We start from the raw sequence: 23,820 nt of genomic DNA, 5'->3' as shown, positions 1-23,820 counted from the left end.
GGCCAAAAGCCGTTCTGGCCTCAAGGCCAGCCGGTTCTGCCGCTAGAGAATGCTCCAATGGAAGCCCATGGTGGGAAACGTGGCCCAACCGGCCCAGGGGATTAAAAAAATCCCGTCTCAGAGTCGGCATCGTCGTTTGGTTCGAACATCCCCATGACCGCAGAACTATCCGCCGGCGCCACGGATCGCGCCGATGTGTCGGCCAGAGCCTTGCTCCTGCTGCCGCTGACGGTCGCCTGCGGCGTGTTCATGACCAGCCTCGACCAGAATGTCGTGGTCACCGCCCTGCCCGGTATCAGCGACAGCCTCGGCCGGCCGCCGAGCCAGCTCGGCCTGTTGATCACTGTCTATGTCGCCAGCCTGATCATCTCGATGCCGCTCGGCGGCTGGGCGGCCGACCGCTTCGGCTTGCGCAACGTTTATTGCTTCGCCTTGCTGGTGTTCGCCGCGTCATCGGCGCTGTGCGGATTGTCCAACGACATCTGGACGCTGGTCGGCGCCCGCGCGCTGCAAGGCTTCGGCGGCGCCTTGATGGGGACGCTCGGCCAGGTCGTCATCCTGTCGACCTTCCCGCGCAGCCGCACGCTGACGATCAACATGTATATTTCGCTGGCCGGCCAGTCCGGACCGCTGGTCGGCCCGCTGGTCGGCGGCGCGCTGACGACCTACATTTCCTGGCGCTGGATCTTCTTCATCAACGTGCCGTTCGCGCTGGCCGCGGCCGTTCTTGCCGCGTCGCTGTTTCCGGCCGTTACCAAACCGGTGCGCACGCCATTCGATTTCCCGGGCTTCCTGCTGGTCGGCAGCGGCATGGTCCTGCTGGTCTTCGGCATGGATTCGCTTGCGGCCAAAGACGCCGCCGGCAGCATGATCGCGGCCGAGCTGGCGCTGGCGATCGTCATCCTGACGCTTGCCTCCTTCTACTGCCTGCGCGCCCGCAACCCCTTGCTTGACCTGAAACTCCTGCGCATCCGCACCTTTCGCATCTCATTCCTCACCGGTGGTGGGCTGGACACGATCGGCCTGAGCTCGGTCGTTTTCCTTTTGCCGCTGATGTTCCAGCTCGGCTTGGGCATGAGCGCGGTGCAGGCGGGATCGCTGACTTTCGTCGCCGCAATCGGCTCGCTGATCATGCGTGTCTTCATGCCGCGCCTGCTCAACCGTTTCGGCTTTCGCCGCGTGCTGGTCGTCAACACGCCGATCGTTGCTGCCATGGTAGCGGGCTTCGCCTTGATTGAGGCGACAACGCCGGTCTGGATCGTGCTCGTCTATATCTTTGCCTTCGGCGTTCTGCGCTCGGCGCAGTGGGCTTCGACCGGCAATCTCGCCTATTCCGACATCGCGCCCGACCAGCTCGCCCGCTTCAGCGCGCTCTACTACATACTGTGGCAGTTGGGGGTGGCGATCAGCGTCGGCCTGGCGGCGGCGCTGTTGTCGAGGGCGTCATCACTTTGTGCGCGCTGATCGCCTATCTCAGACTGACACCGCAGGACGGCGCCCATGTCAGCGGCCATGGCGCGCAGATGAACGTGGAATAAGGCCCCGGTAGCCGAGGCCTATCCGCTGAACGTCACCCACTCTTCCAGCGGCACGCGGTCGGTGCGGAAGTCGTTTTCGGGTTTCGACGTATCCTCAAGGCCGAGCGCCATGCCGCAGACGACGATCTCCTCGTCGGGGATGTTGAGCACCGGCCGGATCTGCCGGTGATAGGGCGCGAAGGCGGCCTGCGGGCAGGTGTGCAGGCCCCTGCCTCGCGCCGCCACCATGATGTTCTGCAGGAACATTCCGTAGTCGATCCACGAGCCCTGGTTCAGCCGCCGGTCGATGGTGAAGATCATGCCGACCGGCGCGTCGAAGAAGACGAAGTTGCGGTCGTGCTGGGCGCGCATCTTGTCGACCTCGCGGCGGCCGATGCCGAGTGCCCCATAGAGCCCGAAACCGTTGGCGCGGCGGCGGGTGAGATACGGCTCGAAGAACTGGGTGGGATAATAGCGATACTCGTCCCAATCGGCCTTTTCGGCGCGGATACCGGAATTCAGGATGGCATCGGTGATCTGCTGCTTGACCTCGCCCTTGACGACATAGACCCGCCAAGGCTGCATATTGGTGCCCGAAGGCGCGCGCGCGGCGACGCCAAGAATGGCTCGGATCGTCTCGTCATCGACCATGTCGGGCAGGAAGGCACGCACTGAACGGCGCGAGATGATCGCCTCGTCGACAACAGCCGCGTTATGCGCTGCCAGGCCGTTTTTTTCCAGCATGGGCCGTCCCTTTGCGCACACTTCGAAAGCCGAACCGGCTATCGGAGAAGACCTTGCGCAGATTTCAATCCTTGGTCGCCGACCCGCATTCCCACACCCGCCGCTCGTGCCAGAGCCTTTGCATGAACCGCCAAAATGGCGCAAGCAAATCTTGTGTGCCCATGAAAATTCGCTTGATTTTTTCACGGACATGAGCTCTCATGAAATTCATTTCCAGATTTTCATCAAGTGAGCGTTTTGCCCCCAGCTATTCCCAAAACATTGCAGGGACCTGAGGAGCGCCTGTTGGCAAGCGACATCCGTGCGCTGCGCAAGGCGCGTGGGCTGACGCTGGCTGAGATCGCGCTGAAGCTTGGCCGCTCTGTCGGCTGGGTCAGTCAGGTCGAGCGCGGCCTGTCTATCCCTTCACTTGGCGACCTCAGGGCCTTCGCAGACCTGTTCGGCGTGCCGCTCAGCCTGTTCTTCAGCCACGACGTGCCGATCGAGAAGGAGCGCGGCGTTGTCGTGCGCGCCGGCAGCCGGCGCACGCTTGGCACAAGCGAATCCGGCCTGGTGGAGGAGCTTCTGTCGCCCGATCTCGGCGGTAGTTTCGAGATGGTGCGTTCGATCTTCGCGCCGGGCGCCGAGATGAAGAGCGAGCAGCTGCGGCCGACCGAGGAAGCCGGCTACATCGCCTCTGGCATTTTCGAGATCGAGATAGCCGGCGTCTGGCACCGGCTCGGCGAAGGCGATTCCTTCCGCTTCGAGCGCAAGCCGTACCGCTGGCGCAATCCCGGCACCGAGCCGGCCGTGATCATCTGGGTGGTTTCGCCGCCTGTTTATTGAATGCATGTGGCCCAAAGTGTGCAGCGGTTTTGGGAAACGACATGCGTCAAGCAAAAAGATAGAAGCGCAGCGCGCTTCAGGTTTGGGAGAAGAATATGGCCGGTTTGCCGACCACGGCACGCGTGGTGATCATCGGAGGCGGTGTCGTCGGCACCTCCTCGCTCTACCACCTTTGCAAGGCGGGCTGGACCGATTGCGTGCTGCTTGAAAAGAACGAGCTGACATCGGGCTCGACCTGGCATGCCGCCGGCAACGTGCCGACCTTCTCGTCGTCCTGGTCGCTGATGAACATGCAGCGCTATTCGACCGAGGTCTATCGCGGCTTGGCTGATGCCGTCGACTATCCCATGAACTACCACGTTACCGGCTCGCTGCGGCTCGCCCACACCAAGGAGCGCATGCAGGAGTTCCAGCGCGCCAAGGGCATGGGCCGCTACCAGGGCATGGACATCGACATTGTCGGCCCTGATGAGATCAAGCGCCGCTATCCCTTCATCGAGACGCATGAATTGAAAGGCGCGCTCTATGATCCAAACGACGGCGACATCGACCCCGCGCAGCTGACGCAGGCACTTGCCAAGGGTGCGCGCGACATGGGGGCAAAGATCATCCGCTTCTGCCCGACCACGGGCGTGCGCCGTGAGAACGACGAATGGGTGGTTGTCACCCCGCAAGGCGAAATCCGCTGCGAGATCGTCGTCAATGCCGCCGGCTACCGTGCCGCCGAAGTCGGCAAAATGTTCGGCCGCGACGTCCCGATGATGGTGATGAGCCATCAGTACATCTTGTTCGAGGAGATACCCGAACTGGTGGCGTGGTCGAAGGAGCAGGGCAAGAAGCTGCCGCTGCTGCGCGACGTCGACACCTCCTACTATCTGCGCCAGGAAAAGAACGGCATGAATCTCGGCCCCTATGAGCGCAATTGCCGCGCGCATTGGGCGACCCACAACGACCCGATGCCGGAGGATTTTTCCTTCCAGCTCTTCCCCGACGATCTCGACCGTCTCGAGCACTACCTTGCCGATGCCGTAGCCCGCGTGCCGATTCTCGGCACTGCCGGCCTGTCCAAGGTGATCAACGGGCCGATCCCTTACGCGCCGGACGGCAATCCGCTGATCGGTCCGATGCCCGGCGTTCCCAACGCGTTCGAGGCCTGTGTCTTCACCTTCGGCATCGCCCAGGGCGGCGGCGCCGGCAAGGTGCTGGCCGAATGGGTTACGCAGGGCCAGACCGAATGGGACATGTGGTCTTGCGATCCGCGCCGTTTCACCAGCTTTGCGGCCGCCCCCGACTATAGCGTCGCCAAGGGCATGGAGATCTACGGCAACGAATACGCCATCCAGTTCCCGCGCCATGCCTGGCCGGCCGGGCGCGACCGCAAGCTGTCGCCGATCCACGATCGCATCAAGGCGCTCGGCGCCCAGTTCGACGCCTATAATGGCTGGGAGCGTGCCACCTGGTATGCGCAACCCGGTGACGACACGTCGGAAGAAGCAACACTCACCTTCCGCCGCGACGGGCCGTGGCAGCACCGCGTGCGCGAAGAATGCTTGGCGGTGCGCGACGCCGCCTGCATTCTCGACCTGCCCGGCTTCTCGCGCTTCAACCTCGAAGGTCCTGGCGCAGCCGAATGGCTGGCACTGCAGGTCACCGGTCTGGTGCCCAAGCCCGGCCGAATCGGCCTCGCCTATTTCGCCGACGACAAGGGCCGCATCGTCACCGAGATGTCGGTGGTGCGCCATGGCGAAGAGCAGATGACGCTGATCACCGCGGCGGTAGCGCAGTGGCACGATTTCGAATGGCTGAAGTCGCGCCTGCCGAAGGACGCGGCTTTCACCCTCACCGACAGGACCGAAGACTATTCGACGCAAATCCTCGCCGGCCCCAATTCGCGCAAGATCCTGGCCGATGTCTGTGGCGCGGATCTCTCGCTGCCCTGGCTGACGCATCAGGAAACCACCATCGCCGGCCGCTGGGCGAAGCTGGTGCGGGTATCCTTCGCCGGCGAACTCGGCTGGGAAATCCACACCAAGGTGGGAGACACCGCCGCCATCTTCGACGCCATCTGGGCGGCGGGACAAAAACACGGTCTGAAACCGTTCGGCATGTATGCGCTGGATTCGCTGCGCCTCGAAAAGGGCTACCGGACCTGGAAGGGCGACCTGTCGACCGACTATACGGTCCTGCAGGGCGGGCTCGAGCGCTTCGTCAAATGGGACAAGCCCGACTTCCGCGGCAAGGCAGCCCTGCAGAACGAAAAGCAGCAAGGCGTGAAGAAGCGCTTCGTCACGCTGGTGGTCGAAAACCCAGGCGATTGCGACGCGCCGTCCGTGTCGACGCTCTGGCATGACGGCAAGATCGTCGGCGAGACGACGTCCGGCGGCTGGGGGCATCGCATCGACAAATCGATCGCGCTCGGCATGCTGCGCGCCGACCTGGCTGAACCCGATACCGCGATCGAGATTGAAATTTTTGGCGATCGTTTCAAGGCAGTCGTGCAGAAAGACGAGCCGCTGTGGGATCCGAAAAACGAAAGACTGAGAGCATGAAGAAAGTCATTCTCACCGATGGCGGCATGGGCCAGGAACTGGTCCGCCGCAGCAGCTCCGAGCCGACGCCGCTCTGGTCGGCCAGGGTGCTGATCGACGAGCCGGATCTGGTGCGTGACCTGCATGCCGAATTCATCCGGGCCGGCGCTCGCGTCATCACCATCAACACCTATTCGGCAACGCCGGAGCGGCTCGCGCGGGAAGGAGCAGAAGACCTCTTCAAGCCCTTGCAGAAGCGCGGCATCGAATTGGCAAGACAGGCACGCGACGAGGCAGGCGATGCAGCGATCGCCGGCTGCCTATCACCGCTGTTCGGCAGCTATGCGCCGGCGCTGACCATATCGTTCCAGGAGACGCTGGACATCTATCGCCGCATCGTCGCAGAGCAGGCCGATGGCGTCGACCTGTTCCTGTGCGAGACCATGGCCTCAGCCGAGGAAGGCCGTGCGGCCGTTACCGCTGCGTCGGAAAGCGGCAAACCTGTCTGGGTATCTTGGACGCTCGCCGATCACGGCGCGGCGCGGCTGCGCAGCGGCGAAACAATAGCGGCAGCGGCGGACGCCCTCGACGGCCTGACGGTTGCAGCGCGCCTGGTGAATTGCTGCCGGCCAGAAACTATCGCCGCGGCACTGCCCGAATTGATTGCCCTCGGCGGCCCGGTCGGCGCCTATGCCAATGGCTTCACCTCTGTCGAAGCGCTCAAGCATGGCGGGACGGTCGAAGTGCTGCACGCACGCCACGACCTTGATCCGGATGCCTATGCCGACCAGGCGCTCGGCTGGGTCGCCGCTGGCGCCACCATCGTCGGCGGCTGCTGCGAAGTCGGCCCTGCCCACATCGCCGCGTTGCGCGATCAGCTCGAACAGGCCGGCCACGAAATCTCGGGAGTATCCTGATGCCCAGACCCTCATCGCGCATTTCCGGCATCGTGCCTTCGGGCAAAGATGGCTGGGAGGTCCACACCGAGGCATGGGCCCGCAAGGAGGCCGGCCAGGACATCATCATGCTGTCGGTCGGCGACCATGATTTCGATACGCCGAGCCAGACGATCGAAGCCTGCGTGACGGCGGTTCGCGGCAGCAACCACCACTACACCCCGCTTCCCGGCGTTCCGCGCCTGCGCAGGGCGATGGCGGCGGCCTCGACCGCTTGCACCGGGGTGGAGACGGCACCTGACCAAGTCATCGCCACGCCGGGCGGCCAGGCTGCCCTTTACGCGGCCGTGCAGGCCGTTCTCGACCAGGGCGACCACGCTATCGTGGTGGCGCCCTACTACGCGACTTATCCCAACACGTTCAGCGCCGCCGGCGCCAGCTTCACCGTCGTCGAGACACCGGCCGAAGACGGTTTCCAGCCGCACGCCGAGATGATCCGCGCGGCGCTCAAGCCCAACACGCGCGCCATTTTGATCAACACGCCGAACAACCCGACCGGCGCCGTCTATTCGCGTGAGCGTCTGGAAGAGCTGGCCGAGATCTGCCGCGAGCACGATCTCTGGCTGCTGTCGGACGAGGTCTACTGGACGCTCGGCGGCGGCGAGCACATCTCGCCGCGCGGCCTGCCCGGCATGGCCGAGCGCACGCTGGTCATCAATTCGATGTCCAAGAGCCACGGCATGACCGGCTGGCGCATGGGCTGGCTGACCGGCCCGACGCAGATGATCACGCTGTTGACCAATCTAAATCTGGTGACGACCTACGGCCTGCCGGCCTTCATCTCGATCGCCTGCGCCGAGGCGCTGGAGAACCGCTATGGCGTCAAGGAAATCGCCGAGCGCTATGCGGCGCGCCGCACCGTCCTGCTCGACGCCGTGCGCGGCATGAACAATATCAGCGTGCACGGCTCGGAGGGCGGCATGTATGTCATGCTCGACATCTCCGCCGTCGAGCCCGACGACGAGAAATTCGCCTGGGCCTTTCTCGACCAGGAGAGTGTCGGCGTCATGCCGGGTTCCAGCTTCGGCAAGGCCGCTGCCGGCCACATCCGCATCAGCCTCTGCCAACCGGAGCCGGTGCTTCAGGAAGCCGCAAAACGCCTGCGCCGCTTCGCATCCGGCTATCGCCGCGAGGCCGCATGACCAGAAGCATTCCCACCAAGGCCCGCGCGGTTATTATCGGCGGCGGTGTCTCCGGCTGTTCGGTCGCCTACCACCTGGCCAAGCTCGGCTGGACCGACATCGTGCTGCTGGAACGCAAGCAGCTGACCTCGGGGACGACCTGGCACGCCGCCGGCCTGATCGGCCAGCTGCGCGGCTCGCAGAACATGACGCGGCTGGCCAAATATTCGGCCGACCTCTACGTCAAGCTGGAAGCCGAAACGGAAGTCGGCACCGGCATGCGCCAGGTCGGCTCGATCACCGTGGCGCTGACCGAGGAGCGCAAGCACGAGATTTACCGGCAGGCCTCGCTCGCCCGCGCCTTCGATGTCGATGTGCGCGAGATTTCGCCTGGTGAAGTCAAGGAGATGTACCCGCATCTCAACGTGTCCGACGTGGTCGGCGCCGTGCATCTGCCGCTCGACGGCCAGTGCGATCCCGCCAACATCGCCATGGCGCTGGCCAAGGGCGCCCGCCAGCGTGGCGCCGCCATCGTCGAAAATGTGAAGGTCACCAAGGTCCATACCAAGGCCGGTCGCGTCACCGGTGTGTCGTGGGCGCAAGGCGAGGACCAGGGAACGATCGAGGCCGACATCGTCGTCAACTGCGCCGGCATGTGGGCGCGCGAGCTCGGCGCCCAGAACGGCGTCACCATCCCGCTGCATGCCTGCGAACATTTTTATCTCGTCACCGAGCCGATCCCCGGGCTCGGTCGTCTACCGGTGCTGCGCGTTCCCGATGAATGCGCCTACTACAAGGAAGATGCCGGCAAGATGATGCTCGGCGCCTTCGAGCCGGTGGCCAAGCCATGGGGCATGGACGGCATAAGCGAGGATTTCTGCTTCGACCAGCTTCCCGAGGACATGGAGCATTTCGAGCCGATCCTCGAAATGGGCGTCAACCGCATGCCGATGCTGGCAACCGCCGGCATTCACACCTTCTTCAACGGCCCCGAAAGCTTTACCCCCGACGACCGCTACTATCTCGGCGAAGCGCCGGAGCTGTCGGGCTACTGGATGGCGACCGGCTACAATTCCATCGGCATCGTCTCGTCCGGCGGCGCCGGCATGGCGCTGGCGCAGTGGATCAATGACGGCGAAGCGCCCTTCGACCTCTGGGAAGTCGACATCCGCCGCGCCCAGCCATTCCAGAAGAACCGTAGGTATCTCAAGGAGCGTGTCTCCGAAACACTCGGCCTGCTCTATGCGGATCACTTCCCCTACCGGCAGATGGCAACGTCCAGAAATGTCAGGCGCTCGCCCCTGCACGAACACCTGAAGGCGCGCGGCGCCGTGTTCGGCGAAGTCGCCGGCTGGGAGCGCGCCAACTGGTTTGCGCGAGAGGGACAGGAGCGCGAATACCGCTATTCCTGGAAGCGGCAGAACTGGTTCGACAACCAGCGCGAGGAGCACCTGGCGGTCCGCAACAAGGTCGGCCTGTTCGACATGACCTCGTTCGGCAAGATCCGTGTCGAAGGCCGCGACGCCTGTGCCTTCCTGCAAAGGCTGTGCGCCAACGATATGGACGTGGCGCCGGGCAAGATCGTCTACACCCAGATGCTCAACCAGCGCGGCGGTATCGAAAGCGACCTCACGGTGTCGCGGCTATCTGAGACCGCCTACTTCCTCGTCGTGCCGGGCGCGACGCTGCAACGCGACCTCGCCTGGCTGCGCCGGCATGTCGGGGATGAATTCGTAGTCATCACCGATGTCACGGCAGCTGAGGCCGTGCTCTGCCTGATGGGTCCGGATGCGCGAAAGCTGATCCAGAAAGTCAGCCCCAACGATTTCTCCAACGACAACAATCCATTCGGCACCTTCCAGGAGATCGAGATCGGCATGGGCCTCGCCCGTGCCCACCGCGTCACCTATGTCGGCGAACTCGGCTGGGAACTTTATGTTTCGACCGACCAGGCGGCCCATGTCTTCGAGGCGATCGATGAAGCGGGGGCGGATGTCGGCCTGAAACTTTGCGGCCTGCATACGCTGGATTCCTGTCGCATCGAAAAGGCGTTTCGGCATTTCGGCCATGACATCACCGACGAGGACAATGTGCTGGAGGCCGGCCTCGGCTTTGCGGTCAAAACCGCCAAGGGCGAGTTCATCGGTCGCGATGCGGTGCTGAAGAAAAAAGAAGCCGGCCTGTCGCGCCGGCTGGTGCAGTTCCGGCTGAAGGACCCGCAGCCTCTGCTCTTCCACAACGAGGCGATCCTTCGCGACGGCAAGATCGTCGGCCCGATCACATCAGGCAACTACGGCCACCATCTCGGCGGCGCGATCGGGCTGGGCTATGTGCCCTGCCAGGGCGAGAGCGAGGCGGATGTGCTGGCCTCGTCCTATGAGATCGAGATCGCCGGCGAGCGCTTTCCGGCGGAAGCATCGCTGAAACCGATGTACGATCCCAAGGCGGAACGGACGAGGATGTAGCACCTTTTTACCCTCCCCTTGTGGGGAGGGTCGGCTCGCAGTCGGAGCGAAGCGGCGATTGCGAGACGGGGTGGGGGGGTGCGCCCTACGAGACCCCCCACCCCGCTTCGGAAAAGCCGCCTTGCGGCATTTGCTGCGCGACCCTCCCCACAAGGGGGAGGGTGAAGAAGCTCAAAACCGCTCCAGCTTCGCCCGCACCTTCACCAGAAACGCCGCCCTCGTCCTTGGCGTGGAGGCGTCCATCAGGTAGTGCGCCAGGAAAAACGTCCGGCAGCGGCGGGCGCACAGCGCGCGCATACCGCGCAGCAAGGTCTTGCGGCCGGGCTGGCCGACGACGACGCTCCACCAGGTCGGCGCGCCGCAGGTGGTGATGACGCCGACCCCGGTGACATGTGTCATCAGCGACGTGATGCGCCCCTTGCCCAGCTTGAAGGCGACATCGGTCGCCCAGACCCGGTCGAGCCAGCCCTTCAGCATGGCCGGCAGCCCGTACCACCAGGTCGGATAGATGAACAGGATCGCCTCAGCCCAGGCGAGATGCTCGAAATGCGGTTTTAGGGCCGGATCCTCCGGCGCCCGCTCATTGTAGGCGCGTCGCTCTTCGCAGCCCATCACCGGATCGAATTTCTCCGCATAGAGGTCGAGCAGCCGCACCTCCCAGCCGCGTGCCTTCAGCACATCGACGGCGGCATCTCTGATGGCGGCGCAAAAGCTTTCGGGCACCGGATGGCAATAGACCACCAGCACGCGCATCAGAATTCATCCATCCCGGCCGCGACCTTGGCCATGAAGGCTGCCCGCGTCTCGTCGGTCGACAGGTTCATCGAATAATGCGCGAGGTAGGACACCGAGGCGCCGGGCCTGATCGTCGCGCGCAGCATCCGCTTGACCAATTTGCGCGGCGGATCGCCCATCAGCATGGCGCGGAACCGGCTGCCGCCATAGGTGGTGACGGCGGTCAGCTTGCGGATGTTGTGGAGCGAAGGCTGCGCCTTGCCGTCGACCAATTTGAACGACACGCCGGGCAGAAACACGCGGTCGAAAAAGCCTTTCAGGATGGCCGGGAAGCCGTAGTTCCAGACGGGATATGACAGCACCAGCGCCTCGGCCTTGAGCAGCCGCTCGACATAGGGCGCGGCCGGGTCCGCAGGGCTGCGTTGGTTATGATAATCCAGCCTCTCCCCGCGCGTCAGCCTGGGGTCGAAATCCTCTGCATAGAGATCGCAATCGTCGACCTCATGGCCGGCGGCCGTCAGCCGCTCGACGATCGTGCGGTGCAGACCTGCATTGAAGCTGGTCTCCACCGGGTGTGCGTAGAGGACGAGGACTTTCATGGGGAAATACTTGCGAGGTGGGCGCGAGGCACCCTCCTCTGCCCTGCCGGGCATCTCCCCCCCCAAGGGGGGAGATTGGCCGCGGCGTTCAGGCTGCCAATCTCCCCCCTTGCGGGGGAGATGTCCGGCAGGACAGAGGGGGGTGCTCAAGCTCAAACCTCTGCTCATTCTGCTTTCTGCAAACCCTTGAACAAAAAAGTCCGGCCCGAGCGATAGTCGTAATCCGGATTTTCCCAGGCGATCATCTTGCCGGGATTGAGCAGGCCTTGCGGATCGGTCTCGCGCTTGAAGGCGAGCTGGATTTCATCCGTCTGCTTCATGCCGCCCTCTTCCAGCGTGTAGCGGTGCGGGTTGAAGATCGGGCAGCCATTCTCCTCATGCAGCCGGATGATTTCGTTGAGCCGCGCCTCGGTGGTGAATTTCACCAGCGGCAGGCCGAAGCAGGTGATGTTGCCGTCGAGGCGCACGAATTCGAGATGCGAAAAGACCTCGTTCGGAAACATCGCGTCCATCTTCTCCACCAGCGCCAGCTGGTTGGGGAACGGATAGAGCGATTGCAGATAGGTGATCGCGGGATCGACCCGCAGTGCCCTGAGCGTGGTGTGGTTCCACGCCAGCTCGAAGCCCGGCGGCAGGCCCTTCCTCTCTTCGTCCGTGGCCGTCGCAGCATTGAAGATGACCTCGCCGCCGGCGCGGCGGGTGAAGGCGAGGAACGCGTCTAGCCCATGCCGGGCAACCATGACGACGCAGATGCTTTGCCCGTCCCGGAAGAACTTCTGGTGGCGCTTGAAATAGAGCTGCGGCACGGGCGCAGCGATCGGCGTGATCAGCTTGGTCAGGATGCCGTCCTGGCGTGCCAGCGCGTTGCCGTAGCGGGCTGCCGGCATGAAAGTGTCGAAGCCGACGATCACGTCGATCCATTCATAGGCTGCAGTCAGCGGCATCTCGACCTCGGTGATGATGCCGTTGGTGCCATAGGCGTGGGTGACCTTGTGCAGGTCCTCGCCGGTGAGTTCGAGCGCCTTCGGCTCCGCCTCCATGGTGACGACGCGCAGGCGCAGCACATTGCCGAAATCGCGCAGACCGCCGAAATTGATCGAGCCGACGCCGCCCGAGCCGCCGGCGATGAAGCCGCCGATCGAGGCGGTGTTGTAGGTCGACGGCGACAGCCGCAGTTCCTGCCCGGAATGCGCGCGCGTCGCTCTGTCGATGTCGGCGAGGATCGCGCCCGGCCCGGTGACGACGCGGCCCGGCGCTATGGCCTTGATCTCGTTCATCTCGGCAAGGTTCAAAACCACGCCGCCCGACAGCGGCATCGCCTGGCCGTAATTGCCGGTGCCGCTGCCGCGCGGCGTCACCGGAACGCCATGACGGTGGCAAGCGGCAAGCACGCGGATCAGTTCGGCCTCGTTCCTGGGCGTCACGATCAGGTCGCCGGTGACGTGGTCGAGCTGCTGCTTCAGCACCGGGCTGTACCAGTAGAAGTCGCGGCTCTTCTGCTGGACGATGGCCGGATTGTCGTCGAGCTTTATCCCGTCGAGATCGCGTTTGAGCGCCGAAACATCCATCATTCCACCATCAGTTCGTCGAGCTCGGCATAGTCGGGCAATTGCCTGTCGATCGCTCGGCCGTTGCGCACGACGATGCGATCCGATTCGGGCCGCGACAGCAATTCCGTCCAGCTCCGCCCTTTGAAGACGATGAAATCGGCGCTGCCACCTGCTGCCAGTGTCCCGACACCGTCGAGCCGCATCACCTTGGCCGGCGTCGCCGCCACCGTCTGCGGCCAGTCGCCGACCGGATGATCGAAATGCAGGATGCGCGTCGCCATGCGGTAGACCTCCAGCATGTCGAGATCGCCATAGGCATAGAACGGATCGCGGGTGTTGTCGGAGGCGACCGCGACCGGGATGCCCCTCGCCTTCATCTCATGCAGCAAGGTCACGCCGCGCCAGCGTGGCGTGGTCTGGTCGGCGCGCCGGTCCTGCAGATAGAGATTGCACATCGGCAGCGACACCACGGCAAGCTTGGCTTTGGCGACCTTGTCCAGCGTGTCGAGCACGTCGAGGTCCGGCTGGCGCGCCAGCGAGCAGCAATGTCCCACCAGGATGTTGCCCTCAAAACCGTTCCAGAGTGCGGCCTCGGCAATCTTCTTCAGCGAGATCGCCGCGATATCGTCGGTCTCGTCGGCGTGGAAATCGAGATCGAGCTCGTGCTTGTTCGCCTCGGCGAACACCTTGTCGAGAAGCTCTTCGAGATCCGGCACCATATAGGTGACGACGCCGAGCACGCCCTTGGCCGCAGCCACACGCTTGGCCAGCCTCTCGAACCACTTTCTGTCGCGCACGCCTTCGATGCCGAGCAGGCAGGCTGCCTGCAATTCGATGCGGCCGCGCCATTTCTCCCGCATCGCCTCGAACACCGGCCAGGAGATTTCCTCCTGTGGCGGCACGCTGTCGAGATGAGTGCGCAAGGCCTTGGTGCCGTGCGCGTAGGCCGAGCGCAAAGAGAAATCCATGCGCCGCGCCACGTCCTCGGCGCTCCAGCGCGCTGCACGGTCGGCGCCGGTGGCATTGAGCGCGCCCATGAAACTGCCGTCGGGATTGGGTTTGCGCGGCCAGATCTGGCCCTTGTCGATATGGGTGTGGCAGTCGACGAAGCACGGCAGGATGATGCGGCCGGCAAGGTCGATGGCGGTGGCTGGCGCTTTTGATTTCTTGTGCGCGGCGATGCTGGAGAGCTTACCGTCGGCGACGGCGATGTCGGCCAGCGCGAAACCGTCGGTGTCGTAAGTGGGGGCAAGACCTGATGTCAGCGACCGGTGAAGGCGGACGTTGGTGAGATGGTACGAGCCAGAGGTCGGTATCAAGGACCGCCCCCCTCTGCCCTGCCGGGCATCTCCCCCTCAAGGGGGGAGATTGGCAGCTTTTCCGACAGCACCCGTCTTCCAACGTCGATAATTGGCGAAATCCCGGATGACGTCCAATCTCCCCCCTTGAGGGGGAGATGGCCGGCAGGCCAGAGGGGGGTGTTTCGCGCCAGCATCTCAATCACGTCACCCAACCCCCTACCGCTCCTGCTTCAGCGCGCTCTCGTGCCAGCGGCGCAGGATGAGATGCGATATCAGCGACAGCACCAGGAAGATCAATATGCCGGTGAGCGAGATCAGGATCAGCGCCGCGAACAGCCTTGGCGCGTTGAGGCGGTAGCCGGCCTCGATGATGCGCGACGCCAGCCCCGACGACTGCCCCTGCGCGCCGGCGACGAACTCGGCCACCACGGCGCCGATCAGCGACAGGCCGCCGGCGATCTTCAGGCCTCCTAGAAAATACGGCATGGCCGCCGGCAGTCTGAGATAGCGCAATTGCTGCCAGCGCGTCGCGCCGTTGAGCTTGAACATGTCGCGCAGATTGCGGTCGACCGAATTGAGGCCGAGCGTGGTGTTGGACAGGATCGGGAAGAACGCGACGATCCAGGCGCAAAGCAAAAGCTTCACCGTCTGGTTGTCCACATAGATGTTGATGAGCGGGAAGACCGCCACGATCGGCGTTACCTGCAGCACGATGGCGAAGGGAAAGAACGACATCTCCACCCATTTCGATTGCGCAAACAGCACCGCCAGTCCGACGCCGCCGACCACCGCGAGCAGCAGGCTGAGAAAGGTTATGCGCAACGTGACCAGCAGCGCGGAGAACAGGAGCCCGGCATCGCTATAGAGCGTCCACAGCACCACGCCGGGGCGCGGCAGAATATATTGCGGGATCGCGTTCCACACGCAGATGCGGTCCCACAGCCAGATCGCCAGGATCATGATCGCCAGCGGCAAGACCCACCGGCCGATCCGCTCCAGCCGCTCCTGGCGTACGCGGCCCGCCTCTTCCGCGTCGAGCGTTGCGGCATTCTGGTCAATGGCCGTCATGGTGCGGTCCGGCTGATGTGTTGATGGCGTTGACCAGGATGTCCGAGGCCTGGCGGCAGAGCGCGGCATAGTCGGGCGAAGTGCGGAAAACCTCGTCTCGCGGATAGGAGGCGTGGATGGCAAGCTCGGCATGGACGCGGCCCGGCCGCGCCGCCATGACGACGACGCGTTTGGACAGGAACACGCTTTCGAAGACGCTGTGAGTGACGAAGATGACGGTGAAACGCTCGTCCTGCCACAGCTCCAGAAGGTCGTTGTTGAGCTTGAAGCGGGTGATCTCGTCGAGGGCGGCGAACGGCTCGTCCATCAACAGAATGCGCGGCTTCGTCACCATCGCGCGTGCGATCGAGACGCGCATCTTCATGCCGCCGGAAAGTTCGCGCGGCACGGCGTTTTCGAAACCGGTCAGGTGCACCCGCTCCAGCATCTCCATCACCGCCGGCGCCGCCTTGGCACGCGACCCGCCTTTCAGCCTGAGCGGCAACCAGACATTGTCGAAGACATTGGCCCAGGGCAGCAGCGTCGGTTCTTGGAAGACGAAGCCGATATTGGCGCGGTCGATCGAACCGCCCCAGTCGAGCTGACCGGATGTCGGCGTCGACAGGCCCGCGATCAGCCTCAACGCCGTTGACTTGCCGCAGCCGGACGGCCCGAGAAGGCTGACAAAATCGCCCTCGCGGATGGCGAGATCGACGTCGCTCAATGCAGTCACGCCATTGGAAAACACCTTGCCGACATGGCGCAGCGTCAGCAGCATCGGGCCTTCACCCGATGCCGTCATGGGCGCCTGCGCCATCTTTTCCAGCTTCACGACTACTTCTTCAGCTCGATCCCGACACCTTTGTTGATGAAGGCCAGCGTGTAGGCCTTCTTGATATCGATGCCCTCGGGCGTGACCTTGGCCTTGACCATCTTGTCATAGAAGCTCTTGATCCGGTCTTCGTTCATGGCGCCGATGCCGAGCTTTTCGGTGTCGCCGGAATCGGCCAGGCCGAACTTCTTCATCTGCTCGATCGAGAAGGCAATCTGCTCGTCGCTCATGTCGGGGTTGTCTTTCTTGATCATCTCGTTGGCGGCCTTGTTGTCGCCGTAGAGGTAGTTGTACCAGCCCTTGGCCGAGCCATCGACGAAGCACTGGACCACCTCCGGCCGCTTGTCGATCGTGTCCTGCATCACCTCGATCGTCGTCGAATAGGTGTCCCAGCCATAGTCGGCGAGCAGGAACTGGTTGGGCACGAAGCCGCCTTCCTTCTTGACCGCAAAAGGCTCCGAGGTGACGTAACCCTGCTGGATCGACTTCTTGTTGGCCAGGAATGGAGCGGTGTTGTAGGTGTAGGGCACGCGCTTGGCGGCATCGAAACCGAGTTCGATGACCATCCACTGGAAGAAGGTCTGGACGCCCTCGTCGCCGAGAATGTACTGGTCGGCGTTCTTCAAATCCTCCCACTTGTCCAGCCCCTGCCCCGGGTGGGACATGATGACTTGAGGGTCCTTCTGGAAATCGGCGGCGACGACGCGCATCGGGATGCCCTGCTGGACGGCGTCGAAGGCCGACAGCAGATTGCCGCCCATGTAGAAATCGAGCTTGCCGGCCAGCAGCAGCGGCCGCCCGCTGACCTGCGGACCTCCCTGCGAAATCGTCACGTCGAGGCCACATGCAGCGTAGGTGCCGTCGGCGACGGCCTGGTAGTAGCCGCCATGCTCGGGCTCGGCCAGCCAGTTGGTGCCGAAGGTGACCTTCTCGTTTGCTGCCGCGCCGAACGTGCCGGCTCCAAGCAGCGCGACCGCAAGCGCTGAAATCTTCTGTTTTCCGTACATCGACACCACCCTTTGTTGGCTCCGGAGCGTCACGCGCCGGGCTCGACACCATTGATCCAAGAAGCAAGACACATGCCACCGCCCGGGCCGCCTGCTTGCGCGGCAGTCACTGCCAACACCGGACGGGTCATGCTGTGCGGGAGGCATCGTGCCTATTTTTTGGACGCCTGTCCACAATCGCCCTTGTGCCATGCACCACATCTTGAACGTACTATCGGTCACGTCTTAGGCTGGTCTCGCAGACAGGAGATTGCCATGTTCAGATACCTCGCGCCGAAGTCGATCAAGCCGCCTTTCGCCCGCTACAGCCACGGGGTCGAGGTGCCGCCAGGCAAGCGGCTGGTTCTGTGCTCCGGTCAGGTCGCCATCACGGCGGACGACCAGATCCCCGAGGATGCCGGCGCGCAGGCCGAGCTCTGCTTTCAAAACATAGCGGCGATTCTGGCTGAAGCCGGGCTGGGGCTAGGCGACATCGTGCGCATAAACGCCTACGTCACCGACCGCGCCTTTCTGCGGCCCTATATGGACGTCCGCGACCGCTTGTTTGCCAGCCCCGCGCCCGCCTCGACGCTGATGATCGTGTCAGGCTTTGCGCGGCCGGAGTTCAAGGTCGAGGTCGAGGCGATTGCGGCTGGGTGATCGACAGGCGACGTTTGGCGCGCTAGGTCTCCCTCACAGTCAAGAGGCATGACATGACCGTTGCAAACAGACGCGTTTGGTGGGGCGACTACCGGACCACCGAATACGCCGCGATCGATCCGGAGGCGACGATTGCCGTGCTGCCGGTGGCGGCGATCGAGCAGCACGGCCCGCATTTGCCTGTATCAACCGATACCTCGATCATGAACGGCATGCTGGAGACGGTCATCGCCCGCCTGCCCGGCGATCTCGACATCCGCATCCTGCCGGTCCAAACGGTCGGCAAGTCGAACGAGCATCTGCAGGCGCCGGGCACGCTCACCCTGCCGGCGGCCACCCTGGTCGATGCCTGGACCGAGCTTGGCCTGTCCGTTGCCCGCGCAGGCGTAAGGAAACTGATCGTCGTCAACTCGCATGGCGGCAATGAAGAGATCATGGGCATCGTCACGCGCGAGCTGCGCGTGCGTGAGAGGATGCTGGCGGTGAAGACCAGCTGGCAGCGCTTCGGCCGCCCCGCCGGCATGTACACCGAGCTGGAAGACCGCCATGGCATCCATGGCGGCGACGTCGAGACCTCGTTGATGCTGCATTTTCGCCCGGAGTTAGTCGACATGGCCAAGGCCGACAATTTCGCCTCCAAGGTCGCCCGCGCCGAAACCGAATTTGCGCTGCTGCGCCACACCGGAACGCACGCTTTCGCCTGGATCGCTGGGGATCTCAACCCCAACGGCGTGGTCGGCGATGCCAGCATTGCCACGGCCGAGAAAGGCCGACTGACGGCGGAGCATCAGGCCGACGGCTTCATCACCCTGTTGAAGGATGTGCGCAAGGCGAAGCTTGCCGACTGGCTGGCATAGCGGGCCGCCTTAGCCGTCGATCTTCAACACGAAAGGCGTACCCTCAAAAGCATCGGCGCCGCGTCCGATCGCCTCGATCGCTTCGATCATGCGGCCTTGTCGTGAGAGAAGAGCATCCGCGACGGCGATCAACCGTGGATTGGGTGTCGCCGAGGGCGAAAGCTTCCGCAATGTCTGCGCAAGTTCGACTTCGTCGCGCTTCGGGGCGAGCGCCGCCGCAATGATATAGGCCGAGGCGGTCGAGCGGCTGATGCCGGCATAGCAATGGACGACCATGGGTTTGGCGCGGTCCCATTTCCGGGCGAAATCGAGCAGATTGCGCACATGGCCTTCGCCGGGCATGGTCATGCCGTCCTGCGCCACCGCGATGTCGTGCATGACCAGATGCAGGTGGTTTTCCCTCGCGATTGAGGCCGGCCGCGTCACCTCGGTGCCGGCAGCGAGCAGCGACAGCACGCGCTCGGCGCCGCTTTTGGCCACCGTCTCCTCAAGCTTTGCCAGCGAACAGATATGGATCATGGCGCGATCTCCTTCGACCCATCGTCGCGCCGTGCGTGCCAGTCGGCAAGCGCCGATTCGAGCCGCTGCCATTCCTCCTGACTTCCAGGCAGCCCCGCGCGGAGCACCTGGGGACGCTCGGAAAAATGCCTGAGCAATATGCCGCGCTCACCGAGCGTCGAAAACAGCCCCGGTGCATCGGCAAGCCGGAGATAGCGAAACAGCGTCGTGCCGCCGGCGACAGCAACGCCAAAGCGCGAAAGCAGCGCATCGAGCCGCGCCGCATCCTGCGCCAGCCGCCGCCGCATGCCGGCCTGCCAGCCGCTGTCGGCAAGCGCGCGGATGCCGTATTCGAGCGCTGGACCGGCGACCGCCCAAGGGCCGAATTGCGTTTCAAGCCTTTCGACCGTCACCGCATCGGAAAGTGCGAAGCCGAGCCGCAGGCCGGCGAGACCGAAGAATTTGCCAAACGAGCGCAGCACGACGATGCCGCCCCGCCCGACATCGCCGGCCAGGCTTTCCGCGTGCGGGCCGACATCCATGAAGGCTTCGTCGACGACCAGCAGACCGCCTATGGCGCGCAATGTCTCGGCAAGCCGAAGCAGCCTTTCCCGCGACACGACTCGCCCGTCGGGATTGTTGGGATTGACGATGATGGCAATTTCGGCTCCGGCAAGCGCCTCGAAATCGTCGACCTCCGCCACCGCATGGCCGGCAATCGCGGCGGCCCTGGCATGCTCGGCATAGGTCGGCCCGAGCACCAGCGCCTTGCCGGGGCTGACCAGCGAGGCGACGCGCGGCAGCAGGATCTGCGTGCCCGGGGCGACCGCCACATTCTCGGCCGAAGGGGCGCCATAGGCGCCGGCCGCGACCCTGGCCAGCTCACGCAGGCGCGCGGCCTCCGGCAATCGTGACAGGGCGGTGGCGGGCAGCTCGAAAAGCGGGTAGGAGTGCGGATTGATACCTGTCGAGAGATCGACGAAAGGTTGTGGCGCGTGAGGGAAGAGCGCCCTCGCCCGGCCAAGGGATCCACCGTGATCCACCACAGTAATCGCTCCATCAGAAAGCTTCATGTCGATCCTGATCGCTTTCCTGTCGCTGGCCATCGAACGCATCCTGGGTTACCCGGACTGGCTGTTCCGTGCCGTCGGCCATCCCGTCACCTGGTTCGGCAGGCTGATAGCCTTTCTCGACCTCAGGCTCAACCGCGACACTGATTCCGACGCGCTGCGTCGCCGCCGCGGCGTGCAGGCGCTGCTGGTGATCGTGCTGGTGCCGGCGGCAATCGCCTTCATCGTGCAAATCCTGCTCTGGCAGCTCTTTCCTGCCGGCATGATCATCACGGCAATCCTGGCCTCGTCGCTGCTGTCGCAAAAGAGCCTTACCGAACATGTCGAGGCGGTGGCCGATTCGCTGGATACCGGCGGCCTGGCGCTCGGCCGCATTGCGGTTGCGCGCATCGTCGGCCGCGATCCAGAGAAGCTCGACCATGCCGGCGTCAGCCGCGCCGCCATCGAAAGCCTGGCCGAGAATTTCTCCGACGGCATCGTTGCGCCCGCCTTCTGGACAGGTGTCTGCGGTCTGGCCGGCGGCGTCGCCTACAAGGCCGCCAACACTGCCGATTCGATGATCGGCCACCGCACCCCGCACCACGAGGCCTTCGGCCGCGCGGCGGCACTCTTCGACGACTGGATCAACCTGCCGGCGTCCCGGCTGACCGCGTTGCTGATCGTTGCCGCCGCCTTTCTCGTTGACGGCGCCGATCCCCGCAACGCTTGGCAAGCAATGCGGCGCGACGCCAAAAAGCACCGCTCACCCAATGCCGGTTGGCCGGAAGCAGCAATGGCCGGCGCACTCGGCCTGGCGCTCGCCGGCCCGCGCAGCTATGGCGGCGTCATCGTCGAGGACGCCTATATGGGCGAAGGCGGTAGGCGCGCGGCGGAAAGCCAGGACATCAGGCAGGCGCTGAAACTTTATCAGGTCGCCGACTATCTGCTGATTGGGCTGTTCGGGTTGCTGTCGGCGGTGCTTATCGCGGTAACGTCCTGAGAGCTTATCGTCGCCCTTCCTTTACCCTCCCCCTTGTGGGGAGGGTCGGCGCGAAGCCCCGGGGCGGGGGACTGCGCCCTACGAGGACCCCCACCCCGCTCCGCTTCGCGGATCGACCCTCCCCACAAGGGGGAGGGTACGAAATCCCTCAAAACTCAATCCCCTGCTGTGCCTTCACGCCGGCCGAAAAATGATGCTTGGTCACGCCCATCTCCGTCACCAGATCCGCCGCCTCGACCAGCGCCGGCTTGGCGTTGCGGCCGGTGACGACGACATGCAGACCTTCGCGCCGCGCTTTCAGCGCCGCCACCACTCGGTCGAGATCGAGATAGTCGTAGCGTAGCGCGATGTTCAGTTCGTCCAGCACGACGAGGCTGATCGAGGGATCGGCGATCAGTTCCAGCGCCTTGGCCCAGGCGGCTTCGGCCGCCTTAATGTCGCGCTTCAGATCCTGCGTCTCCCAGGTGAAACCCTCGCCCATCGTGTGCCAGACGACGCGGTCGCCAAACGCCGCGAAGGCATCCTTCTCGCCGGTGTGCCATTTGCCCTTGATGAACTGGACGATTCCGACGCGCTTGCCATAGCCGAGCATGCGCAGCGCCAGCCCGAAGGCAGCCGTGGTCTTGCCCTTGCCGGGTCCGGTGTTGACGATCAGCAGCCCCTTCTCGACCGTCTTTTCCGCGACCTCGGCGTCCTGCACCGCCTTGCGCTTGGCCATCTTGGCGCGATGGCGCTCTTCGTCTTTTGTGTCGATATCGGTCATCTCATTTCACCTTGAGCGGCAGCCCCGCCACCATCAGAAGCACCATATCAGCTACGACCGCGATCTGCTGGTTGAGCCGGCCGGCGGCATCGCGGAACCGGCGTGCCAGCGCATTGTCGGGCACGATGCCTTGTCCGACTTCGTTGGAGACCACGAACCACGGTCCGCGCGGCCGCGAAAGCACATCGGCCAGCCGCCGGCACTCCCCCTCCAGATCATGATCGGCCAGCATATGATTGGTCAGCCACAGCGTCAGGCAGTCGACAAGCACCGGCTGGTTGTCCGGCAATGCCTCGAGCGCACCGGCAAGATCAAGCGGGGCGTCGATGGTCGCCCACCCCTCGCCACGGCGCGAGCGGTGCTGCGCGATGCGCTCGCGCATTTCGCCGTCATAGGCTAGCGCGGTGGCGATATAAGCCCATGGCGGCAGCAACGCCGTCGCCAAAGTTTCGGCATGCGCGCTCTTGCCGGAGCGCGCACCGCCGATGATGAAGGTCAAACTGCGATCAGGCAAAGCTGTCGCGCAGGCTGGTCGCGGTGCCGGCGAAGCGCGCGCGCACTACACCGACAACTGCGCCGAGCACCAGCCAGAACACCAGATTGGTCAGCGTCACCGCCACCACGAACTGATGATGCAGGCCCTCCGGGATCGGCGTTACGAAACTGTCAGGCTGCGGCGCGCCGACAATATGCGGGGCGACGATCAGGACGACGGCGAGCACAGTCAGGGGCGCCGACGTGCGGAAGGTGATAAGGGCAAGACCGATCGCCGTTGTCATCACCGTTGCCCACCACCAGATCTGGCGCTGCATGAGATCGGCCGCCTGCATTGCCGGCAGTTCCGGCGGCAGGCCGAGGCCCGGCGCCAGCGTGAACACGGCAAAGCCGGCCAAGCCCCAGAACACGCCCTGGCGCCAGCTGCCGATGCCGCCGGCGAACTCGGAAACCGCCACCAGGACCAGCGCGAAGCCGATGCCGGTGACGATATTGGCGACGACACTGAAGGCGAAACGCTCGAAGCCGTCGGCCGGCGCCCAGCCTTCGTCCTCCGCCGGCGCGGCTGCTTCAGCCGGTGCTGCGCTGCTCACCGCATTTTCCGCCGGCGCGGCGGTGCTCATGGCATCGGTGTCCGCAGCGTTGGCGGCGGGCGCCGCGGCATGCTGATGCTCATGGCCGCCACCAGCCTTTTCGTAGACCTCCGCCTTGAGGATCAGCGGCACGGTGGCGTAGGCCTGCATGCAGGCGAGAGCGACACCCGCCACGAGCCCTGCGATCGCCGCGATGAACACGACGTTGCGAAACAGGTTCATGATGTCAGATCCTCGTCAGTGGCAGGGAAACGCCATCGAATGGCGATAGTCGTGCGCCGCATTGTGGACCGCATCGATATGCGAGAAACCGACAACGCCGACGACGAAAATGCCCAGAAACGCGCTAAGCACGAGCTGCATGAAGCGCGACTGCGAGGAGACGGAAGCGCCGAGGGAGACGGAAGCGGTATTCATATCTTGTCCTTTCGCCCTCCACCCGAGGGCATCGAAGTCAGTTCCCTGTCGCCGGCAGGTCTCCTGGCTCGCGGATCAGCGCCCTTCCCCACCTTCCCGAAGAAAAAATCCCCAGTGGCTTGGAGAGGACTACCGCACACAGTTGCGGGGGCAGCCACGGCATTGGGCAACAAGTCAGCCCTCACCGCATTCCCTCTTGGTCCCTAACGGAACCGACGACATGCATGACTATAGGCTGAAACGGTCGCATCCGGCAAACCAAATTCCGCCGGCCAACAGCGC

23 protein-coding genes and 1 riboswitch are annotated in these 23,820 nt (G+C 64.2%); of the genes, 9 read left to right on the top strand and 14 right to left on the bottom strand.

All coding sequences use genetic code 11. From position 1 onward, the window contains the following. The first annotated feature begins 153 nt into the window (after positions 1 to 153). Positions 154 to 1,464, top strand: a complete 1,311-nt coding sequence (locus NKH38_RS08230; protein ID WP_352762356.1) for an MFS transporter — start codon at positions 154 to 156, stop codon at positions 1,462 to 1,464. Positions 1,465 to 1,556: 92 nt separating this feature from the next. On the opposite strand, the gene NKH38_RS08225 is transcribed toward NKH38_RS08230, so the two are convergent. Continuing rightward, positions 1,557 to 2,261, bottom strand: coding sequence for a nitroreductase (locus NKH38_RS08225; protein WP_023670762.1), 705 nt, complete (start codon positions 2,259 to 2,261; stop codon positions 1,557 to 1,559). Between the two features lie 282 nt (positions 2,262 to 2,543). Between NKH38_RS08225 and NKH38_RS08220 the strand changes: the two genes are divergently transcribed. From NKH38_RS08220 to NKH38_RS08200, 5 genes are all read left to right on the top strand, one after another. Beyond that, entirely contained in the window at positions 2,544 to 3,086 is a 543-nt protein-coding gene (locus NKH38_RS08220) for a helix-turn-helix domain-containing protein (protein WP_023706106.1), read from the top strand. Between the two features lie 95 nt (positions 3,087 to 3,181). Continuing rightward, on the top strand, positions 3,182 to 5,635 hold the full coding sequence (locus NKH38_RS08215) for a GcvT family protein (protein ID WP_023730673.1): 2,454 nt from the start codon (positions 3,182 to 3,184) through the stop codon (positions 5,633 to 5,635). Further along, positions 5,632 to 6,531, top strand: a complete 900-nt coding sequence (locus tag NKH38_RS08210; RefSeq protein WP_023730672.1) for a homocysteine S-methyltransferase family protein — start codon at positions 5,632 to 5,634, stop codon at positions 6,529 to 6,531. Before NKH38_RS08215 ends, NKH38_RS08210 begins: the two co-directional genes overlap by 4 nt. Next, positions 6,531 to 7,712 carry a pyridoxal phosphate-dependent aminotransferase gene (locus NKH38_RS08205; RefSeq protein WP_023706109.1) on the top strand — a complete coding sequence of 394 codons (1,182 nt, stop codon included), beginning with the start codon at positions 6,531 to 6,533 and terminating at the stop codon, positions 7,710 to 7,712. Before NKH38_RS08210 ends, NKH38_RS08205 begins: the two co-directional genes overlap by 1 nt. Further along, positions 7,709 to 10,156, top strand: a complete 2,448-nt coding sequence (locus NKH38_RS08200; protein ID WP_352762361.1) for a GcvT family protein — start codon at positions 7,709 to 7,711, stop codon at positions 10,154 to 10,156. Before NKH38_RS08205 ends, NKH38_RS08200 begins: the two co-directional genes overlap by 4 nt. Positions 10,157 to 10,327: 171 nt before the next feature. Here NKH38_RS08200 and NKH38_RS08195 read toward each other — a convergent pair whose 3' ends face one another. The 7 genes from NKH38_RS08195 to NKH38_RS08165 all read right to left on the bottom strand — a co-directional run bounded on the left by NKH38_RS08195 (position 10,328) and on the right by NKH38_RS08165 (position 17,227). Continuing rightward, entirely contained in the window at positions 10,328 to 10,909 is a 582-nt protein-coding gene (locus tag NKH38_RS08195; RefSeq protein WP_023731932.1) for an NAD(P)H-dependent oxidoreductase, read from the bottom strand. Beyond that, the gene (locus NKH38_RS08190; protein ID WP_352762365.1) at positions 10,909 to 11,490 is read right to left on the bottom strand and encodes an NAD(P)H-dependent oxidoreductase; all 582 of its coding nucleotides are present in this window, start codon (positions 11,488 to 11,490) and stop codon (positions 10,909 to 10,911) included. The genes NKH38_RS08195 and NKH38_RS08190 overlap by 1 nt, the downstream gene beginning before the upstream one ends. Before the next feature lie 164 nt (positions 11,491 to 11,654). After that, positions 11,655 to 13,058: an FAD-binding oxidoreductase gene (locus NKH38_RS08185; protein ID WP_352762481.1), complete on the bottom strand. Its 1,404-nt coding sequence runs from the start codon at positions 13,056 to 13,058 to the stop codon at positions 11,655 to 11,657. Further along, complete coding sequence (locus NKH38_RS08180; RefSeq protein ID WP_352762367.1) at positions 13,058 to 14,359, bottom strand: cytosine deaminase; 1,302 nt, start codon at positions 14,357 to 14,359, stop codon at positions 13,058 to 13,060. Before NKH38_RS08180 ends, NKH38_RS08185 begins: the two co-directional genes overlap by 1 nt. Positions 14,360 to 14,557: 198 nt before the next feature. Then, positions 14,558 to 15,409, bottom strand: coding sequence for an ABC transporter permease (locus tag NKH38_RS08175; RefSeq protein ID WP_023753453.1), 852 nt, complete (start codon positions 15,407 to 15,409; stop codon positions 14,558 to 14,560). Continuing rightward, positions 15,396 to 16,220 (bottom strand): ABC transporter ATP-binding protein, encoded by an 825-nt coding sequence (locus tag NKH38_RS08170; protein WP_352762372.1) that lies wholly within the window; start codon positions 16,218 to 16,220, stop codon positions 15,396 to 15,398. Before NKH38_RS08170 ends, NKH38_RS08175 begins: the two co-directional genes overlap by 14 nt. Positions 16,221 to 16,222: 2 nt before the next feature. After that, positions 16,223 to 17,227, bottom strand: coding sequence for an ABC transporter substrate-binding protein (locus NKH38_RS08165; RefSeq protein ID WP_023670774.1), 1,005 nt, complete (start codon positions 17,225 to 17,227; stop codon positions 16,223 to 16,225). A 255-nt stretch (positions 17,228 to 17,482) separates the two neighbouring features. Between NKH38_RS08165 and NKH38_RS08160 the strand changes: the two genes are divergently transcribed. Together NKH38_RS08160 and NKH38_RS08155 are read left to right on the top strand one after the other, a co-directional pair. After that, positions 17,483 to 17,866, top strand: coding sequence for a RidA family protein (locus tag NKH38_RS08160; protein WP_023670775.1), 384 nt, complete (start codon positions 17,483 to 17,485; stop codon positions 17,864 to 17,866). 53 nt (positions 17,867 to 17,919) lie between these two features. After that, positions 17,920 to 18,723, top strand: a complete 804-nt coding sequence (locus tag NKH38_RS08155; RefSeq protein WP_023670776.1) for a creatininase family protein — start codon at positions 17,920 to 17,922, stop codon at positions 18,721 to 18,723. Between the two features lie 9 nt (positions 18,724 to 18,732). Here NKH38_RS08155 and NKH38_RS08150 read toward each other — a convergent pair whose 3' ends face one another. Then, entirely contained in the window at positions 18,733 to 19,242 is a 510-nt protein-coding gene (locus NKH38_RS08150) for a tyrosine phosphatase family protein (protein WP_023690280.1), read from the bottom strand. Beyond that, positions 19,239 to 20,294, bottom strand: a complete 1,056-nt coding sequence (cobD, locus tag NKH38_RS08145; RefSeq protein ID WP_352762483.1) for a threonine-phosphate decarboxylase CobD — start codon at positions 20,292 to 20,294, stop codon at positions 19,239 to 19,241. Before cobD ends, NKH38_RS08150 begins: the two co-directional genes overlap by 4 nt. Between cobD and cbiB the strand changes: the two genes are divergently transcribed. Continuing rightward, positions 20,293 to 21,270, top strand: coding sequence for an adenosylcobinamide-phosphate synthase CbiB (cbiB, locus tag NKH38_RS08140; protein ID WP_352762376.1), 978 nt, complete (start codon positions 20,293 to 20,295; stop codon positions 21,268 to 21,270). The two genes, cobD and cbiB, sit on opposite strands and share 2 nt — an antisense overlap. 148 nt (positions 21,271 to 21,418) lie before the next feature. On the opposite strand, the gene cobO is transcribed toward cbiB, so the two are convergent. Genes cobO through NKH38_RS08120 form a run of 4 tightly spaced genes read right to left on the bottom strand, consistent with a single transcriptional unit; the run spans position 21,419 to position 23,538 of the window. Next, a complete protein-coding gene (gene cobO / locus NKH38_RS08135; protein ID WP_023739124.1) occupies positions 21,419 to 22,033 on the bottom strand; it encodes a cob(I)yrinic acid a,c-diamide adenosyltransferase in 615 nt (204 codons plus the stop codon). A 1-nt stretch (position 22,034) separates the two neighbouring features. Next, positions 22,035 to 22,547, bottom strand: a complete 513-nt coding sequence (cobU, locus tag NKH38_RS08130) for a bifunctional adenosylcobinamide kinase/adenosylcobinamide-phosphate guanylyltransferase (protein WP_023710812.1) — start codon at positions 22,545 to 22,547, stop codon at positions 22,035 to 22,037. Next, positions 22,540 to 23,343: a CbtA family protein gene (locus NKH38_RS08125; RefSeq protein ID WP_352762381.1), complete on the bottom strand. Its 804-nt coding sequence runs from the start codon at positions 23,341 to 23,343 to the stop codon at positions 22,540 to 22,542. The genes cobU and NKH38_RS08125 overlap by 8 nt, the downstream gene beginning before the upstream one ends. 15 nt (positions 23,344 to 23,358) lie before the next feature. Beyond that, complete coding sequence (locus tag NKH38_RS08120; protein ID WP_023670784.1) at positions 23,359 to 23,538, bottom strand: CbtB domain-containing protein; 180 nt, start codon at positions 23,536 to 23,538, stop codon at positions 23,359 to 23,361. Between the two features lie 36 nt (positions 23,539 to 23,574). Next, positions 23,575 to 23,770, bottom strand: a riboswitch (cobalamin riboswitch). Positions 23,771 to 23,820 lie beyond the last annotated feature (50 nt).

It is taken from the genome of Mesorhizobium sp. M1078 (genome assembly GCF_040318615.1).
Taxonomy (GTDB): domain Bacteria; phylum Pseudomonadota; class Alphaproteobacteria; order Rhizobiales; family Rhizobiaceae; genus Mesorhizobium.
Note: the sequence above shows the minus strand (reverse complement) of the source record. Positions and strands in the feature narration are given on the sequence as shown.

Excerpts from the sequence above, each read along its gene's own strand:
- NKH38_RS08165 (WP_023670774.1), bottom strand. The coding sequence starts at position 17,227 with ATGTACGGAAAACAGAAGATTTCAGCGCTTGCGGTCGCGCTGCTTGGA.
- NKH38_RS08155 (WP_023670776.1), top strand. The coding sequence starts at position 17,920 with ATGACCGTTGCAAACAGACGCGTTTGGTGGGGCGACTACCGGACCACC.
- NKH38_RS08195 (WP_023731932.1), bottom strand. The coding sequence starts at position 10,909 with ATGCGCGTGCTGGTGGTCTATTGCCATCCGGTGCCCGAAAGCTTTTGC.
- NKH38_RS08175 (WP_023753453.1), bottom strand. The coding sequence starts at position 15,409 with ATGACGGCCATTGACCAGAATGCCGCAACGCTCGACGCGGAAGAGGCG.
- cobO (WP_023739124.1), bottom strand. The coding sequence starts at position 22,033 with ATGACCGATATCGACACAAAAGACGAAGAGCGCCATCGCGCCAAGATG.
- NKH38_RS08210 (WP_023730672.1), top strand. The coding sequence starts at position 5,632 with ATGAAGAAAGTCATTCTCACCGATGGCGGCATGGGCCAGGAACTGGTC.
- cobD (WP_352762483.1), bottom strand. The coding sequence starts at position 20,294 with ATGAAGCTTTCTGATGGAGCGATTACTGTGGTGGATCACGGTGGATCC.
- NKH38_RS08120 (WP_023670784.1), bottom strand. The coding sequence starts at position 23,538 with ATGAATACCGCTTCCGTCTCCCTCGGCGCTTCCGTCTCCTCGCAGTCG.
- NKH38_RS08150 (WP_023690280.1), bottom strand. The coding sequence starts at position 19,242 with ATGATCCATATCTGTTCGCTGGCAAAGCTTGAGGAGACGGTGGCCAAA.
- NKH38_RS08125 (WP_352762381.1), bottom strand. The coding sequence starts at position 23,343 with ATGAACCTGTTTCGCAACGTCGTGTTCATCGCGGCGATCGCAGGGCTC.
- NKH38_RS08205 (WP_023706109.1), top strand. The coding sequence starts at position 6,531 with ATGCCCAGACCCTCATCGCGCATTTCCGGCATCGTGCCTTCGGGCAAA.
- NKH38_RS08200 (WP_352762361.1), top strand. The coding sequence starts at position 7,709 with ATGACCAGAAGCATTCCCACCAAGGCCCGCGCGGTTATTATCGGCGGC.
- NKH38_RS08160 (WP_023670775.1), top strand. The coding sequence starts at position 17,483 with ATGTTCAGATACCTCGCGCCGAAGTCGATCAAGCCGCCTTTCGCCCGC.
- cbiB (WP_352762376.1), top strand. The coding sequence starts at position 20,293 with ATGTCGATCCTGATCGCTTTCCTGTCGCTGGCCATCGAACGCATCCTG.
- NKH38_RS08230 (WP_352762356.1), top strand. The coding sequence starts at position 154 with ATGACCGCAGAACTATCCGCCGGCGCCACGGATCGCGCCGATGTGTCG.
- NKH38_RS08215 (WP_023730673.1), top strand. The coding sequence starts at position 3,182 with ATGGCCGGTTTGCCGACCACGGCACGCGTGGTGATCATCGGAGGCGGT.
- NKH38_RS08225 (WP_023670762.1), bottom strand. The coding sequence starts at position 2,261 with ATGCTGGAAAAAAACGGCCTGGCAGCGCATAACGCGGCTGTTGTCGAC.
- NKH38_RS08190 (WP_352762365.1), bottom strand. The coding sequence starts at position 11,490 with ATGAAAGTCCTCGTCCTCTACGCACACCCGGTGGAGACCAGCTTCAAT.
- NKH38_RS08185 (WP_352762481.1), bottom strand. The coding sequence starts at position 13,058 with ATGGATGTTTCGGCGCTCAAACGCGATCTCGACGGGATAAAGCTCGAC.